At 46.5% G+C, this 16,189-nt stretch carries 16 protein-coding genes; 4 read left to right on the top strand and 12 right to left on the bottom strand.

Annotated elements, in window-relative coordinates:
- Positions 1-13 precede the first annotated feature (13 nt).
- Positions 14-148 (top strand): cortex morphogenetic protein CmpA, encoded by a 135-nt coding sequence (gene cmpA / locus DCC85_RS06010; protein ID WP_108464766.1) that lies wholly within the window; start codon positions 14-16, stop codon positions 146-148.
- Positions 149-346: 198 nt separating this feature from the next.
- Entirely contained in the window at positions 347-1,129 is a 783-nt protein-coding gene (locus DCC85_RS06005; RefSeq protein ID WP_108464765.1) for an alpha/beta fold hydrolase, read from the top strand.
- A 301-nt stretch (positions 1,130-1,430) separates the two neighbouring features.
- On the opposite strand, the gene DCC85_RS06000 is transcribed toward DCC85_RS06005, so the two are convergent.
- The 6 genes from DCC85_RS06000 to DCC85_RS05975 form a co-directional block, all read right to left on the bottom strand.
- Positions 1,431-3,668, bottom strand: a complete 2,238-nt coding sequence (locus DCC85_RS06000; protein WP_108464764.1) for a Tex family protein — start codon at positions 3,666-3,668, stop codon at positions 1,431-1,433.
- A 221-nt stretch (positions 3,669-3,889) separates the two neighbouring features.
- Complete coding sequence (locus DCC85_RS05995; RefSeq protein WP_108464763.1) at positions 3,890-4,240, bottom strand: type II toxin-antitoxin system PemK/MazF family toxin; 351 nt, start codon at positions 4,238-4,240, stop codon at positions 3,890-3,892.
- Between the two features lie 3 nt (positions 4,241-4,243).
- Positions 4,244-4,525 (bottom strand): CopG family ribbon-helix-helix protein, encoded by a 282-nt coding sequence (locus DCC85_RS05990; RefSeq protein WP_108464762.1) that lies wholly within the window; start codon positions 4,523-4,525, stop codon positions 4,244-4,246.
- Positions 4,526-4,770: 245 nt separating this feature from the next.
- Positions 4,771-5,955: an alanine racemase gene (alr, locus tag DCC85_RS05985; protein WP_108464761.1), complete on the bottom strand. Its 1,185-nt coding sequence runs from the start codon at positions 5,953-5,955 to the stop codon at positions 4,771-4,773.
- Positions 5,956-6,152: 197 nt separating this feature from the next.
- Positions 6,153-7,253, bottom strand: a complete 1,101-nt coding sequence (locus DCC85_RS05980) for an outer membrane lipoprotein-sorting protein (RefSeq protein ID WP_108464760.1) — start codon at positions 7,251-7,253, stop codon at positions 6,153-6,155.
- Between the two features lie 111 nt (positions 7,254-7,364).
- A complete protein-coding gene (locus tag DCC85_RS05975; protein WP_108464759.1) occupies positions 7,365-8,264 on the bottom strand; it encodes a helix-turn-helix domain-containing protein in 900 nt (299 codons plus the stop codon).
- A gap of 224 nt (positions 8,265-8,488) precedes the next feature.
- On the opposite strand from DCC85_RS05975, the gene DCC85_RS05970 reads away from it, so the two are divergent.
- Positions 8,489-8,908 carry a MarR family winged helix-turn-helix transcriptional regulator gene (locus tag DCC85_RS05970; protein ID WP_108464758.1) on the top strand — a complete coding sequence of 140 codons (420 nt, stop codon included), beginning with the start codon at positions 8,489-8,491 and terminating at the stop codon, positions 8,906-8,908.
- A 132-nt stretch (positions 8,909-9,040) separates the two neighbouring features.
- A complete protein-coding gene (locus tag DCC85_RS05965) occupies positions 9,041-9,682 on the top strand; it encodes a hypothetical protein (protein ID WP_108464757.1) in 642 nt (213 codons plus the stop codon).
- 170 nt (positions 9,683-9,852) lie between these two features.
- Here the strand turns inward: DCC85_RS05965 and DCC85_RS05960 are convergent, their stop codons facing one another.
- The 6 genes from DCC85_RS05960 to DCC85_RS05940 form a co-directional block, all read right to left on the bottom strand.
- The gene (locus DCC85_RS05960) at positions 9,853-10,491 is read right to left on the bottom strand and encodes a hypothetical protein (protein WP_108464756.1); all 639 of its coding nucleotides are present in this window, start codon (positions 10,489-10,491) and stop codon (positions 9,853-9,855) included.
- On the bottom strand, positions 10,481-11,602 hold the full coding sequence (locus DCC85_RS05955) for a hypothetical protein (RefSeq protein ID WP_108464755.1): 1,122 nt from the start codon (positions 11,600-11,602) through the stop codon (positions 10,481-10,483). The genes DCC85_RS05960 and DCC85_RS05955 overlap by 11 nt, the downstream gene beginning before the upstream one ends.
- Positions 11,556-12,461 carry an ATP-binding cassette domain-containing protein gene (locus tag DCC85_RS05950; RefSeq protein WP_108464754.1) on the bottom strand — a complete coding sequence of 302 codons (906 nt, stop codon included), beginning with the start codon at positions 12,459-12,461 and terminating at the stop codon, positions 11,556-11,558. Before DCC85_RS05950 ends, DCC85_RS05955 begins: the two co-directional genes overlap by 47 nt.
- Before the next feature lie 446 nt (positions 12,462-12,907).
- The gene (locus tag DCC85_RS23290) at positions 12,908-13,237 is read right to left on the bottom strand and encodes a hypothetical protein (RefSeq protein WP_234414360.1); all 330 of its coding nucleotides are present in this window, start codon (positions 13,235-13,237) and stop codon (positions 12,908-12,910) included.
- 124 nt (positions 13,238-13,361) lie between these two features.
- Positions 13,362-14,993 (bottom strand): formate--tetrahydrofolate ligase, encoded by a 1,632-nt coding sequence (locus DCC85_RS05945; RefSeq protein WP_108464753.1) that lies wholly within the window; start codon positions 14,991-14,993, stop codon positions 13,362-13,364.
- A 99-nt stretch (positions 14,994-15,092) separates the two neighbouring features.
- A complete protein-coding gene (locus DCC85_RS05940; protein WP_108464752.1) occupies positions 15,093-15,974 on the bottom strand; it encodes a type II CAAX endopeptidase family protein in 882 nt (293 codons plus the stop codon).
- Positions 15,975-16,189: the final 215 nt, after the last annotated feature.

The following is a 16,189-nucleotide window of genomic DNA, read 5'->3' as shown; positions in this document are numbered from 1 at the left end:
AGGGAGATGCCCCTTGCCTAAATGGCTGTGCAATCAGATGATGCGTGCCTTCTACAAGAAGGACCGCAGACAAGTCCGACTGCTGAACGATTGCTGGTTCTTCTACTATAACCGCAGGTCCGATACTCAAGATGCCGAAGGCCTCTAATTACACACGGCGGCTTTTCCCAAACATTCGATCAGGGAGAAGTCGCCGAATTTTATATAAGCGCCACCCCGTATTTCTCTTCATCATGAAGCAGCCCTTGTATCCCGCTCAAAATAGCGATATCGGTCATTTATCCCCAGCCTCTTAAATACCCTAAGTGTATAACGTACTGAAGCTGAAGGGGGATTCGAGGCTCATATGGGATATTATGTTACGGTTGACCAAGGCGTAAAGCTATTTGTAGAAGACATTCATCCAGGCGGTTCCAAAACAATCCTGTTTATTCATGGATGGCCGCTGAGCCATCAGCAATTTGAGTATCAGTATAATGTGCTTCCGGCCATGGGTTATCGCTGCATCGGTTATGACTGGCGAGGCTTCGGCCACTCCGACAAACCCTACACAGGCTACGATTACGACAGGTTATCTGATGACCTAAGAGCGCTGATCCATGAATTGCGCCTAGACAACTTAACCTTGGTAGGACACTCTACGGGAGCCGCGATCGCGGCAAGATATGTCGCCCGCTATAACGGATTCGGCATTTCTAAGCTGGTGCTGGTAGATGGAGCGCTCCCTACAGGATTTAGCGCAGCTACAGCCAAACAATTGTTGGAGGAGACGTACAGTGACCGCCCGAATATGTGGCGAAGCACCATCGGCAACTTCTTTTTCCAACAAATCTCCGAAGCCTTCAGAGACTGGTTCTCGCAGCTCGGCTATCAAGCAGCAGGCTATTCCACTGCGGCTATTATCAGGACGCTTAGAGATTCCAACCTTACGGCTGACCTTCAAATGATCCGCGTACCCACCCTGATTATCCATGGTACTCATGACAAAGTCATTCCGTTTGCCCAAGCGCTGGAGGTTCAGAAGCTCATAAGTAATGCCCAGCTTATACCGTTTCATTATAGTGGTCATGGGCCGTTCTATGAGGAGCGTGATCACTTCAATCATGTATTATCCCAATTTATAGATTAAACCCTTCTAGTTGAAATTCTATATAGATTGAACTATAGTTTTACATCTAATTTTCTGTTATCACGGCCTAATACGGTCCTATAACGTTCATTTCTTTAGTTCATTCTATCTAGATCCTAAAATCATGCCACTTATTGCCTATGCCCTACTTTCCTCACTATTTCAATGAATGCTGCCCCCTTCTTCGCTGCCTAATAAAAAAATATCCCCTCAGGTTCTCCTGTGAAGAGTTCATCGTAACACGATCTCTCTTCACCGATCTGCCTGAGGGGATACTATTACAAAGAATCCCTCTTAATGATTATGATTGGCTTGCTGAAGTGCTGCTCTTAGGCGGGAGCATGGTCAAGCCAACGCGCCCTTTCTTCAAATCAACATTCAGCACCCAGACGGTTACAACATCCCCGACAGACACTACATCCATCGGATGCTTTACATAACCGCTGCTAAGCTGCGAGATATGCACCAGTCCGTCGCTCTTAATGCCAATATCAACAAACGCCCCGAAGTCAATTACATTCCGTACCGTGCCTTGTAGTTCCATTCCCGGAACTAAGTCCTCAATCTTCAGCACATCCGTGCGGAAGATCGGGAGCGGCAGCTCTTCGCGCGGATCTCGTCCTGGACGCTGCAAGCTGTCCAGAATATCGCGCAGGGTTGGCACCCCTACGCCGAGCTTTGGCGCCAGCTCTTCCGGATTAAGGGCTGCGAGGCGCTCCCCAAGCTCCTTCGAGCCCAGCTGCCGAAGATCTATGTCAAGCTCTTCAAAGAGTCGCTTGACCACATCATACGACTCCGGGTGAATCGGAGTCCGGTCCAGCATATCCTCGCCTTCCGTGATTCTCAAGAAGCCGACGCATTGTTCATACGTCTTGGCACCCAGCCGAGGCACCTTCTGAAGCTGCTTCCGGTTCTTGAACTTCCCGTTCTCTTCACGGAACTTCACAATGTTCTTGGCAAGGGTTGCGTTCACTCCGGCAACATAGGAGAGCAAAGACGGAGATGCAGTGTTCACATCTACCCCGACATGGTTAACGGCCGATTCTACCACAGCCTTAAGACTCTCCTCCAGATGCTTCTGGGATACGTCATGCTGGTACTGCCCAACGCCAATAGCCTTTGGATCGATCTTCACCAGCTCTGCGAGCGGATCCTGCAATCGCCGCGCAATGGAGACAGCGCTCCGCTCTGCAACGTCCAGATCCGGGAATTCCTCCTGGGCCAGCTTCGATGCGGAGTAGACGCTGGCTCCCGCTTCGCTGACGATCAGATAAGCCAGACCTTTCTTCGGGCTCTCGGCGATAACCTCTGCCACGAATTGTTCGGTCTCGCGAGATGCCGTACCGTTCCCGATCACAATGAGCTCAATATCGTACTTATTAATCAGCTCATGGAATTTGGCGGCCGCTTCCCGCTTCTTGTTATTCGGCGGCGTCGGGTAAGTCACTGCAACTTCCAGCAGCTTCCCGGTATCATCTACCGCCGCAAGCTTACAGCCCGTCCGGTAAGCCGGGTCTACACCAAGCACCCGTTTGCCTTTAATAGGAGCCTGCAGCAGCAGGCTTCTCAGATTCGCTGAGAAGATTGTAATTGCCTGAGCTTCCGCCTTCTCTGTAAGCTCACCCCGAACCTCACGCTCAATCGAAGGGGCAATCAGACGCTTATAGGCGTCTTCAATGATCGACTGTAGCACCGTCTCTGTCACGGAGCGTCCCTTGATGACCTGCTTGGCTATGTAGCTGTGTACAGGCTCAGCCGGAACCTCCAAGCCGATCTTGAGTACATTTTCCCGTTCCCCCCGGTTAATGGCCAGAATACGATGGGGAGGCATCTTCTTGGCCAGCTCCCGGTAGCTGTAGTACATTTCATAGACGGATTCCTGCTCAGCATCCTTAGCTTCGGAAGCAATCATACCGTGATCTAGCGTATAACGGCGAACCCATGCACGAATTTGAGCTTCATCTGCCAATCTCTCGGCCAAAATATCCATCGCCCCCTGCAGAGCTGCCTCGGGGGATTCAACGCCTTTCTCTTCGTTCACATAGCGAGCTGCCTCCTCAAGAGGATCCCCCTTAGACGGCTGACTAAACACCCACTCAGCAAGCGGCTCAAGCCCCTTCTCCTTGGCAACACTAGCCCGCGTCTTCCGCTTCTGCCGGTAAGGACGATATAGGTCCTCCACTTCTTGAAGCTTCTCAGCGACTTTAATCGATTCGGCAAGCTCCGTGGTTAACTTCCCCTGCTCGTCGATGATTCGAATTACTTCTCGTTTGCGGTCTTCAAGGCCACGCAAGTAATTCGAGCGCTCTTCTATATTTCGAAGCTGGTTCTCGTCCAGCTCTCCGGTCATTTCCTTCCGGTATCTAGCGATAAAAGGAATCGTATTCCCTTCGTCCAGCAGGCCGATGGTGGTGCGCACCTGCTTGGGAGCAAGACTCAGCTCCTTAGCAATCTGCTTAACGATGCGCTCCTGCTCCTGAGCTTGATTCACCGCTTGTTCTTCCTGGTTCAACACTTCTTGTTCTACCAATGACAACATCCCTCTTTTCGGCCAATAAGCCGCTTATTATCGAATTGATTACTGCCTTATATTATGGCAAAAATCCACCTACATTTCCACCACAGACGCACCCCTTCGTTCTGAGCTAGATCAGACCGGACCATCAAATCCTTCCGATTCGAGTCATAAACGAATAGACGCGCCGGCATATCCGGCGCGTCTCCTTACATAAGATGGTATGACGACCAGCGCAACCAGGCTTAAAAATCAATCAAGCCCAAACTGATCAGAAGAGCGTCGTCCACTTTCTTCATCGTCTCTTCGTCCAGATGCGTGATCTTATCTGTCAATCTTTGCTTATCAATGGTGCGAATCTGCTCCAGCAAGATAACCGAATCCCGGTCAAAACCGTGCGCAGCCGCATCGATTTCAACATGGGTCGGCAGCTTAGCCTTCTGGATCTGGGCCGTAATGGCCGCCACAATCGCAGTCGGACTAAATCGGTTCCCGATATCGTTCTGAATAATCAGCACCGGTCTTACCCCTCCCTGCTCGGAACCCACCACAGGCGAGAGATCTGCAAAAAAAACATCGCCGCGCTTGACAATCAATGTCTACACCCCGCTTACTAGGCGGTCGAGAGTGCTGTCCGCATCTTCCTCCGCATGAAACGCTTCGGACGCCATAGACAAATTAATCTTGGCCATCTCCATGTAGCCGCGCTGCATGGATTCCCGAATAAAGCGTTTCTTCCGCTCATTCAAATAGAGCTTCATGGCCTGCCTAATGAGCTCACTGCGGTTGGAATTCTCCAGCCGGGCAATCCCATCCACTTCCTGCAGAAGATGATCCGGCAAGCTGATCATGATTCTTTTGGTGTTCTGCATATTGGCCACTATTACTTCCACCCCCACAAAACCTTTCAGCCTTATTCCCTGTGATCAGTATAGCATTATCCAAGGGAATATATACAAAGGAATATATGCTTCCCGTATATCAAGTATGCTGCATCCCATTATAAACTAGAACTATATTGGCGTATATACTTGTCGCCACTTTCATACTTGTTACATTCGGGAAACCCTCTTGAAATTCCTTCACACCAAGGAAAAAGTTTTGTTTGACAATTTGTTCCGCACATCTATTTAAGGAGTGGATTAACCCAAAGATCAGGCTCTCCTGCCCTTATATAGACACGCGGAATACGGTGTGCCAGCATGCAGATTACTTCATAGTGGATCGTACCCAGCCAGGAAGCCAGCTCGGCTGCGGCAATGAAATCACCCAGCTGCTGGCCGATGAGAACAACCTCTTCACCAGCCTGAATTTGTTCTGCTTCTTCAGCGAAAGACTGCAGCGAGACCATACACTGGTCCATACAGATCGTTCCGACAACCGGGACGCGGCGGCCGCGTATCAGTACCTGCGCTTTACCGCCAAGCATACGGGAATAACCATCCGCGTAGCCAATCGGAAGTGTCGCTATCACTTCGTCCCGATCGGTTTCGTATTTCTTCCCATAGCTTATTCCCCAGCGGGGCGGCAGTTTCTTCACATAGACCATTTGAGTTTTCAGCGTTAATACCGGGATTAGCTTCACGTTCTGACGATGAACCTCCTCCGAAGGGTACAAACCGTACATGGCAATGCCAATTCGTACCATATCGCAAGAAATCCCCGGCAGGTCGATCGCCGTGGCGCTGTTGCCCGTATGTATAATCGGGATGGTGATATTCCGTTCCCTCAGCGCTTCCGCCACGCTCTGAAAACGTCCGTATTGCTCCAGTGTATAGCTCTTCTCTTGTTCATCGGCGGTTGCATAATGCGTAAACATGCCTTCTACTTCCACTGTGGAAAGCTTCGAGGCTCTTACAATAAACTCCGCCGCATTCTCTCCAGGCAGCAGACCCAGCCGGCCCATGCCCGTGTCGATCTTGATATGCACCTTCAGCCTCTTGTTCGAGCTTCCCCGCTCGATCGTCTGCGCCGCCTCAAGCACCTCGTCGGTAAACAGGCATAAGGTAATATCCTGTTCCCAAGCTACTTGAACGCCTTCCGGCGGCGTATAACCAAGCACCAGAATCGGCAGCTTAATGCCGGCTTGGCGCAGTTCGAGAGCCTCCTCCAGGAACGCAACGCTTAAGTAATCGGCTCCCAGACGCTCCATCTCCCGGGACACTTGTACTGCACCGTGTCCATAAGCATTAGCTTTTACGCAAGCCAGCAGTTTCATGCCTTCTGGCAGAGCTGCACGCAGCGCTTTATAATTCGCCTCCAGTGCATCCAGGTCAATTTCCACTCGGGTCGGTCTGTACTTCTCTTGCATGAGGTCACCTTCTATAGAAATGTAAGTCCAATTAGACAATAGATTAATCGTAATGTTCATGATGCAGGCTGTCAATTGGATATGGCATCCTATGCGAAGAGAGCAGCCGCCATAAACCTTGGAGTAAGCAAAAAGACGGATGGACGAAAGCCGCAGGAGGTGTGCCTCCCAAAGCGCCGTTATCCGTCTTTAGTCTATTATTTACCCGTTTGATCCTGCATAGAAGCGGCAATTTTAATCATTTCCGTCACCGGCAGATTATCACTCGTAATTCGGAACTCCAAGCCGTCCTGTGTCCATGTAAGCGTCTGCTGTTCCTCCCCGGTCAGAAGCCCGTAAGTGAATCCGAGATCCACCACCTCTCCTGCGGAGAGCGATACAGCTCGATCAGGTGACCGCGATTCCATAATTGTAAACGGGTACTCTCCATCATAACGAAGCAGTACTGTGCTGCGTTCTTTGCCGTCTAAGGCTTTACTGTCCTTCAGCTGTGACCCTTCAGGCACATAGGTCGGCATGATTTCCCCAAATGGTTTGGATAAATCCTCCTCGGCCGCTGGTGTATTTGCAGAGTCTACACTTGCTGCCTGCGAAGAATCCACCGGTTTCTCTACAAGCTGACCATTCTCGTCAACTTCCAGCATCGTTCCCTTCGTTTCAGGACCGGACGCTTTCAGGTTCTCCTGCATATCGAACGCCTTATCATCAAACTTCTTGTCAAAGCTGAACTTATCGAACTGAACCTCCACCACAACCTGGGCAGAAGAATCCGAGACTTGAACCTGCTTAGGCTTGTAATCGTCTTTACTCAGCCAAATCTTCTGACGGACAAGAGAATGCGTATTGTAATTGGCTGCTACCTCGAAGACGTAGCTGTCCTTCTCGTCCGCGAACTGGCGGGAGCTGTCAGTTAATATACTCCGAACGAGCGTCTGATACAAGTAAACCTGTCCTTGATTCTCCGGCCAATCGCTTTGGAAGCGGAAGCTCTTGTTCAAGCTAGGTGTCAGCACATAGACCCCTTGGTCATTGCGCAGAACAATCTGTGTAATGTCCTTCTGAGCATTGGTTAATGCAATCCGGTAGTAAGTCGGGTTCTTATACCAGACTTCAACCCGGTATTGCTGCGGTGTTTCCCCGGTATGTAAGGTCATGGTCCCTGACCCTTCATAGCTTTGGAGCTTTGACACCACCTGGTCCAAATCTTTAACAACCGCATTCGCATCCTTCTTGCCGCAACCAGCCAGAATGGCCGAGAAGCAGACGATCAGGGCGAGCACCCACGTGATCCGACGCAAAAGATCATCCCCTTTTAGCACATTGGTTTTCCTGAACTGATACATGTCTATGTGGGAACTTGGCCAATTATGCAGACGGGCATGACAAGCTCGGAACTTCTTTTAGAAGGATTATTCTATGGGAAAATAAATATCCATGAGTGTGGAACCGTCTATCTCCAGCTTCTCCTCAAGCCAATAGCGCTCTTTATCGCAGGCTGCTTGGTATCCGCGGCTGTGCACCCATTCAGCTATTTTTCTCCAACCGAGCGGAATTCGTTCAAAGGGATCGACAAACGGCTCCGTGATTCGCAGCACGGCGTATTTGCAGCTTTCAACCTGCTTCATTGTAATGTCCGCCGGCAAGACAGCAGGAGATAGATTCTCGTCAACAACTACCCAATACTCATATCCTCGTAAGCCCTGACTCTGCTCCTCATCAGATACGGGAACATCAAATCCGAACTGCCTTGTTCCGCTCCCAATCCCTACCGTGCCTGCCCAGTTGGTCATGTATGCAATCACTTCATCTTCAGGATCCCGGCTAATTCTGGCCCCACTTGCGACGGTCATCTCTGGCAAACTAACAATGCTTACATCACTTAAATAATCCATCTGAACGCCTCCATTCCAATTTTTAAAAGAATCAGATAGAACGGGTTTAGAAGGTATGGAATATTTAGCATTCCGACATCTACTAGGAATTTGGCCGAATTCCTGTAGAAATGCCCTGCTGAACGCACGCTCGGAGCTGTACCCGTAATCCAAGGCGATATCTAGAATTCTTCGTCCCTGAATCACCTCCAGCATGGCATAACATAGCCGTCTCCTCCGGGTATACTCGCACAAAGTCATACCCAGGTGAATGCTGAATAGCCTATGAAAATGAAACTTGGAAAATCCACAGACACGAGCACATTCATCAAGCGTAATGGGGCCTCTTATATTCTCTTCGATGTAATCTATCGTCTTCTGCAAATACTCCATACTTACCAAACCATTCACATCCTTGCATAAGCGGATTATGTTCATTATAATCACGTGGATTGGCAGCTACAGGACATTTTTTGCTGTGTTAATGAGGTTGAGTAATCGGTTAAATGAACCCCATTCCAATTAGATTGCTGTCTTCAAATTTCGCTAGCACATGCAGAGAATTCAGCATGGTGGGCCTGCCCCTGAAGGAAGTAGCTTTCTTGACATAAAAGTTATAGCTTATATATATTTTAATTAATATAACAAACTGGAGTGTTATCATGGAAAACCCAAAACGGGAAGCCGCCATCCACCAGGTCATGGATCAAATGGCGATCGTGCAGCAAAGATCCCAGTCATTCATAGCCCGGATTATCAGCCGGGAGTCTCTGACTCAGAATCAAATTATGCTGCTGATGCAGCTGCAATTGACCCAAAACCTAAAGATAACCGATATTGCCGAGCGCTTTATGATCACTCCTGGGGCTGCATCGTCAATGTGTGACAAGCTGGAAGAGCTGGGGCTGGTAGAACGGACGAGAACCAAAGAGGATCGCAGAGTCGTCTATATCCAGCTCACAGAGCAAGGAACAAAACGAGTGCATGACTTGTTCAGCACGATACCCGAAGAAGAGCTGGATAAGATCTCTTCCACCCTGCAAAGGATTAATAAACTGATGGCAGGGATCGCAGCTCCCTGATGAAATAATATACACGGATTACCTGTTGAGGTGAACCGTGTATTTTTTTATCGCTCTAAAGTATTGTAATTGCAATAAGTTTTAATCATAATATATTTTAGCAATTAAAATATATTCTTGGAGGCTATATACTTGAACATAGAATTTGCTGGCCTTGCCGAGACTTCGCCATTAGCTGTCAGAGGTACAATCATCAAGCGAGAGGATATCCACCACATTTCCATAGATGTCATAGGCTGCTTGCTGGTACACGGTCATGTTTTTACGGGCAAACTGAAAGTACAGGGTGACTGCTCAATTAAAAAACAGCTGCACGCCCGCGAGGTTCACAATTTGGGCAGCCTTCGTCTTCACCGTATAAAGGCTGGACAGATTCTCTCTTCAGGGTATCTTGCCATCAAGGAACAGGCTGATGCCGAAGAAATATGGGTTGATGGCGCTGTACGGGGGAACCGTCTGTTCGCATCAAGAACGATTGAGCTATGCCTAGGCTCAACCTGCCGCGCTGAACAGATAAAGGCCGGACAGAGCATTATCGTCAAGCCTTCCTCCCGTATGCTGAATACCCTGATGCAGCCATTCCGAAGACTTACTTGCCACACTCTCAAGAGCCCGCACATCAACCTTTACCATACCCATGCCAAGCTTGTTGAAGGAGAAGATATTGTGATTGGACCCGGCTGCAAAATCGAGAACATCCGCTACAGCCGCAGTCTGACGATCCATCCCAAATCCTGTGTGAAACATGCCGTACAAGTGAACTCCCATGAATAAAATAAAGCACCTCTTCTTAGCATTTCCGCCGCTGAAAAGGTGCTGTTTCGATCAAAAGAACATCTATGAATGATTCTAAATGAGTTCTTCAATTTGCCCGTCCTCGGTCAGGCGAATCTGCCGAGCTGCCGGAACCTTGGGCAAATTGTGTTTATGTCACCACAACCTCCTCATTTACTTAATACATATTGGAATCTTTTGTTATAGATCCATTGGCTAATAATAAAAAGCACCATACCTATCACCAGATAGGCAATCTTGATCCGCAGCCAATATTCATCACTTATAGAATTAAATATTTTGAACTCCTCAGGTATGAAAGAATTAATTGCAGAATTCAGATACCATACAATAATAGATAAAATGAGCGTAATTCCTAAATTTTTAGTTAACGAGTAAGCAAATAAAGTTACCGAACCAAAAAATGCAATGACACTATACATATTTAGCAAATATAACAACAATGAAAGGCTATAGTCTTGTGTCTTTATCATACCAATACTGTAAGTACATATCATGATGACAAAAAATAATAGCATCATAATGAATGTACTTCTGTAAAGTTTTCCTCGTATGGAATATCGAAATTGAGCTTCAATCTCAACAACATTGTGTCTCTGCCTCGAAAAAAAGATATCTCCGAATAATACGATAGCGGCTAAGGCAACATACCGCTCTAGCAATGATGCTGAACTTTCCATTGAGTCGTGCGCCGAAAAGCTTGTAATCATGATCAACAAAAAAGCACAAAACAAAAACGGTATATCGACTAATGCCCGTAGTTCGTAACCTAACCGCTTAGAAAACATTACTTCTCCTCCGAATTATTAGATTTCCGACAAATATGAATATCACAGATATAACCACTAGTGCTGCACTATGTAGATATAAATTATCAGGGGCACTATTTTCCCAAAATGATTCTGTATACCTAATTAAAATTGATAACGGTCGTACAACCCATCTAACAGTTCCGTCATCATAAAATTTTGGATAATTACTATAAAGTATACTTCCAACTAAGATTGGAAATATAACAATACTATTTCTACAAAGTATACAAATAAACAATGAAGCACTACATACAAAACAGATTGGAGCAAGAATAATTAAACTATTAAGCCAGAAAAGCAAGATTTCAGAGAACCCGCCTAACCCCTTAATCAGAAATATGCAAGTATAAAATAAATTGTTGAGAACTAAAATGGTAGTTAAGGCAATCAATAAAGACAATACCTTCTCTGTAAGTGGACTAAAGAAACCTATCACTCGATAACGTAAAATCTCTATATTCTCTTTTTTCACAAAAAAGAATAAATGAATTGGAATAAATACGATCAAGAAAAAAACAATATATAACAACAAAAACTCATGATATTTCATCCCGAAATAAAATGGGAACCCTTTTTCAGCAACTTTTCCACTTGCATACTGATTATACGCCTCATATCCTTTGTTGGCATTTTGGGTGTTCATATAATAAAAATCAAAATAACCAGGTATTCCTATATATTTCTCTACTATTGCATTAATTTCATTCACACCTAATGTGTCATCTTTAAGTTCATTCTTAATTAACTGTAGATCCTCTTGCGTAACTTCCTCTGGCGTTGCTTCCTTTTGTTTTGCTAACTCAGTCAGCCTAGATATTAAATCTTTTTTAGCATAAAAAATGCGTTCTTTTTCATTTTTAAGAGGTACATTTAAAAGACTATTTTTGGTGGGGACTCCTGGAATATCACTTACACCATCTTTTTGATATAAGCTATTAAAACGTTCGGCAGATAAATTGGGGGCATAATCAACATAATTTGCGACATGGGTATAAGTTACATAGGATATAATGATTGCACCAGCAATAAAGAGATAGTTTCTAAATATCGACTTCAGATCTAATTTCACTGCTTTTAAATTGATCATAGTTACCTCCCTTGATATACAGGTATGCATCTTCTAAGGTAGGTGATACAGGTGTGAAATTTAATGCTTCATTACTAAAAAACTTAATAACCGTCTTGTCACCATTCATCGTCTTATTAATAATTTGCGATTCTTCAATCCCTGGGTTTTCCATATGTTCGATATAACTCGTTGTATAAATATGATTTTCCGCAATGTGGATTAATCGCTGAACGTCTCCTTCATATCGGATGACACCTTCTTCGAGCATAATTAAATTGCTACATGTATTTTCAATATCTTCGATTAAGTGAGTAGAGAGAAGCACGGCGTGTGTTTTACCATATTCCACGAGGAGTCGTCTTATATTACGTCTTTCTTCTGTATCTAAACCGGCAGTAGGCTCATCTATAATTAATAAATCAGGCTCATTGATCATGGCTTGAATCAAGCCTACTCTCCTCTTCATTCCGCCAGATAAATTTCTCATTTTTCTATTTGCATATTTTTGAAGATTCGTCATCTCTAAAAATTTTATGATTTTGGGCTTAATATCTCCCTTAGAACCATTCAGAGAATAATAGTAGCTAATCATATCGAATACTGTGAAGTTAGGAATAAAACCGAATTCTTGGGGCATATACCCGATCTTGCTCCTGTATTCATCCAAATTGTTTTTGTTTAATTCTTTACCATCAAACGTAATATGTCCTGACGACTCTCGAATAATGGTAGCCATAATCCTCATTAATGTCGTCTTTCCTGCTCCATTAGGTCCAAGTAATCCCGTCACACCATGATCTAACGTAACATTAGCATCTCTTAATACTGGATTATTTTTTTTGTAAATTTTAGTAATCCCATGTAATTTAACTTCCATTTTAATTTTCTCCTTTACAACTTTTTCACATCATTGAGTCGCTGGCAACGATCTCTTGGCATTTGAGTTCCATTTCAAGCAGATGATCATAGCAGATTCCAGGTGAGAGCGAAAAAATCTTGTTTGGTGACTCAATTCTACAAGAAAAAGTCTTCCTTTTTTCTATTCATCTATTGACACAAGATATTTTACGCTCTCAAATAAATCTCATTTCGATTTTTTTAATCTTTGTATACTTTAACATCATTAAAATACATTATATGTTAATTTTCTCATCGGAAACTTACTTTTATTGGAATGAAGTGTATTTTTATGTCTATATATTGAAACCATCCAAAATTTGGCGTGAGTGATTAATAAGTTATAAATCTCTAATAAATACACTTAAACGTTAAAAAGTCTGGCTGTTATGTCAGGTTTTAGAAACTACATATGTCCCTCATGAGTCAACTCATTTGAAAAGCTAACAATCTTTCAGTAGTGGAACAAGCAGTCCGGGAAAACCGCCTATTCACGACACGAACGATTGAGCGCCGCCTAGGCTCAGCCTGCCGCGCTGAACAGATAAAGGCCGGACAGAGCATTATCGTCAAGCCTTCCTCCCGTATGCTGAATACCCTGATGCAGCCATTCCGAAGACTTACTGCCACACCCTCAAGAGCCCGCACATCAACCTGTACCGCCCCCATGCCAAGCTTGTTGAAGGAGAAGATATTGTGATTGGACCCGGCTGCAAAATCGAGATCATTCGCTACAGCCGCAGTCTGACGATCCATCCCAAATCCAGTGTGAAATATGTAAGTACAAGTGAACTTCCATGAATAAAATAAAGCACCTCTTCTTAGCATTTCCGCCGCTGAAAAGGTGCTGTTTCGATCAAAAGAACATCTATGAATGATTCTAAATGAGTCCTTCAATTTGCCCGTCCTCAGTCAGGCGAATCTGCTGAGCTGCCGGAACCTTGGGCAGTCCGGGCATCGTCATCGTATTCCCGGTCTCCACCACCACAAAGCCCGCTCCTGCAGAGAGTGAGACATTTGAGACTGTCACTGTAAAGCCCTCTGGAGCACCGAGCAGAGCTGGCTGATCGGAGAAAGAGTACGGCGTCTTAGCCATGCACACCGGATAAGCAGCATAGCCTAAAGCTTCTATACCGGCAAGAGCCTTGCCCGCTGCTGCAGAATAGGATACGGCTGCTCCTCCATATACCTCTTTAACAATCGTCTCAATCTTACTCTTCAAATCTAGACTGCTGTCATACAGTGGAGCAAAGCGGGAAGGCTCTACATCCAGAAGACGGATCAAGCGCTGTGCCAGCTTCTCGCCTCCGCGGCTTCCCTCCGCCCACACCTTCGACACTTCGGCCGGGATGTTAAGCTTGCTGCATTCTTCCAGAATACAATCAACTTCTGCTTGACTGTCCGATTCAAAATGATTGATCGCCACGAGCACAGGAACACCAAATTTCTGTAGGTTCATTAAGTGCCTTCTCATGTTCGCCATACCCTGCCGCAATGCTGGGAGATTCTCTTCACCCAGCTGCTGCTTCGGAAGGCCGCCGTTATACTTAAGCGCCTTGGCTGTCACCACGAGCACGGCTGCATCCGGTCGAAGACCCGATTGTCTGCACTTGATGTCGAAGAACTTCTCAGCTCCCAGCTCCGCGCCAAATCCGGCCTCTGTTATGGCAATCTCGCCCAGCTTCAAAGCAGTCTTCGTTGCAATAAGACTGCTGCAGCCATGGGCAATATTAGCGAACGGCCCTCCGTGAACCAGGACGGGAGTCCCTTCAAGAGTCTGTACCAAGTTTGGCTTGAGCGCCTCCTTCAGCAGTACGGCCATGGGCTCTACTGCACCTAAGGCTTCTGCTGTAACCGGCTCACCGTTCTCCGTATAACCAATCAGCATTCGCCCCAGCCGCCGCTTTAAGTCCTGCATATTCTCACTCAGGCAGAGAACGGCCATCACCTCCGAAGCGGATGTGATCAGGAAGCCGCTTTCCCGCACGGTGCCATTGCCGGGACCAAGCCCGGTAACGATGCTGCGCAGACCGCGATCATTCATATCCATCGCCCGCTTCCAGACAATACGGCCTGGATTCAGCCGTAGGGCATTGCCATGGAAAATATGATTGTCAATCAATGCCGACAGCAAATTATGGGCGGAAGTAATCGCATGCAGATCTCCCGTAAAGTGCAAATTAATGTCCTCTGCCGGAACAATCTGCGCCTTCCCGCTCCCTGTTGCTCCACCCTTCATGCCGAAGCATGGGCCCAGGGAAGGCTCTCTCAGCGCTGCAACTGTGCGTCGTCCGGCTGCATTTAGCGCCTGCGCAAGCCCAATCGTGGTTAATGTCTTCCCTTCGCCCGCAGGAGTAGGATTTACCGCCGTAACCAATACCAGCTTGCCATCGGGCTTATCCTTGAGCTCTTTCCAGAGCGACGGATTCAGCTTTGCTTTAAATCTGCCATAGGGCTCCAAATGTTCTTCCAGAATTCCTGTTTGTCTTGCTATTTCAGTGATCGGTTTCATGTTCGGTTATGTACCCCCTACCAAATAGGCATATATTACTTTCATTATCAATCAAAGATCAGGGGTTTGCAATTCAAGAGGTCACACTACAAACGCACATTACAGGCGCTGCTGATAAGCCGAACGATAAGCAGATGAGTTACGGAGCATAGGAATACCGACCAGCAGATTTAGCACAATGAGCAAGGCGGTAGTAACCAGCCCTCCTTCCAAACCGAAATCCCCGCCGGTCAGCCAACTGCTGCCTGATAGTTTCAGAGGATAGATTCCATGGAAGAGTGTACCGCTCACTGAAGTTCCAAAGATGTCCCCTTGGAACAAATTCCAGGCGGTATGATAAGCCATGGCGAAGTAAATATTCCCTGTGCGTAGCGTCATCAGTGAGAAGAAGAAAGCGATAAGGAGAATGTTCAGGAAACTCAAGAAGGAATAGCCTGGATTCGGCAAGTGCGCCAGCGAGAACGCAGCCGAGGTAATCAGAACAGCAAGGAATATCGGCATACGCCGGGCCAAGGTATGCTGGATATAGCCTCTGAACAGGGCCTCCTCGCAAATTCCCGCAAACAAGGCGGTGATGAGAAGGTTAACCGGATCGATATTAGAGAAGTCCGGGCTTCCCAATCTGCCCTGTAATGTTAACTGATCCAGCAGCCAGAGTACACCAAGAACCAGCATGATCGACAGCCCTCCGAAGATAAACCCTCCTGCAAAATTGCGGCCGTCCGGCCGGGTCAGTCCAATGGAAGATAAGCTTCTCTTCTGAACGACCTTCACGGTAAACACGATCACAATCATGATGTAAGGCCCGCTGGTCTTAAGCAGCTCCATCCATGCAGCATGCGGGAACAAGGAGCGCCCCCCTATGTTCAGAGAGAACAACATTGAGAATAATGCCGTAAGCAGAAAACAAGCCGCTACCACCGCTAAAATGTCCCAGCCGGACCTCCACCCCCCGCTTGGATTTACAAACCACTTTTTCATGCGCTAAGCCTTCCCTCCTTGAAATTTAAATTACAGATATCTATTTACATATTAATCCAATCCGCAGCCTCCGTATATGAAAAATAAAGCATAGAAAAGCCGCCTTTCGCTTATAGAAAAGACGGCTTTCTAATCTCACTCTGACATTAGATCGTCCATATACACGACTGCCTTCCCCCTCGAATCCGCGGGGGACTGTTTACTCTGTTCCAACA

It is taken from the genome of Paenibacillus sp. CAA11 (assembly GCF_003060825.1).
Classification (GTDB): domain Bacteria; phylum Bacillota; class Bacilli; order Paenibacillales; family Paenibacillaceae; genus Fontibacillus.
This window is presented reverse-complemented; position numbering and strand designations above follow the sequence as displayed.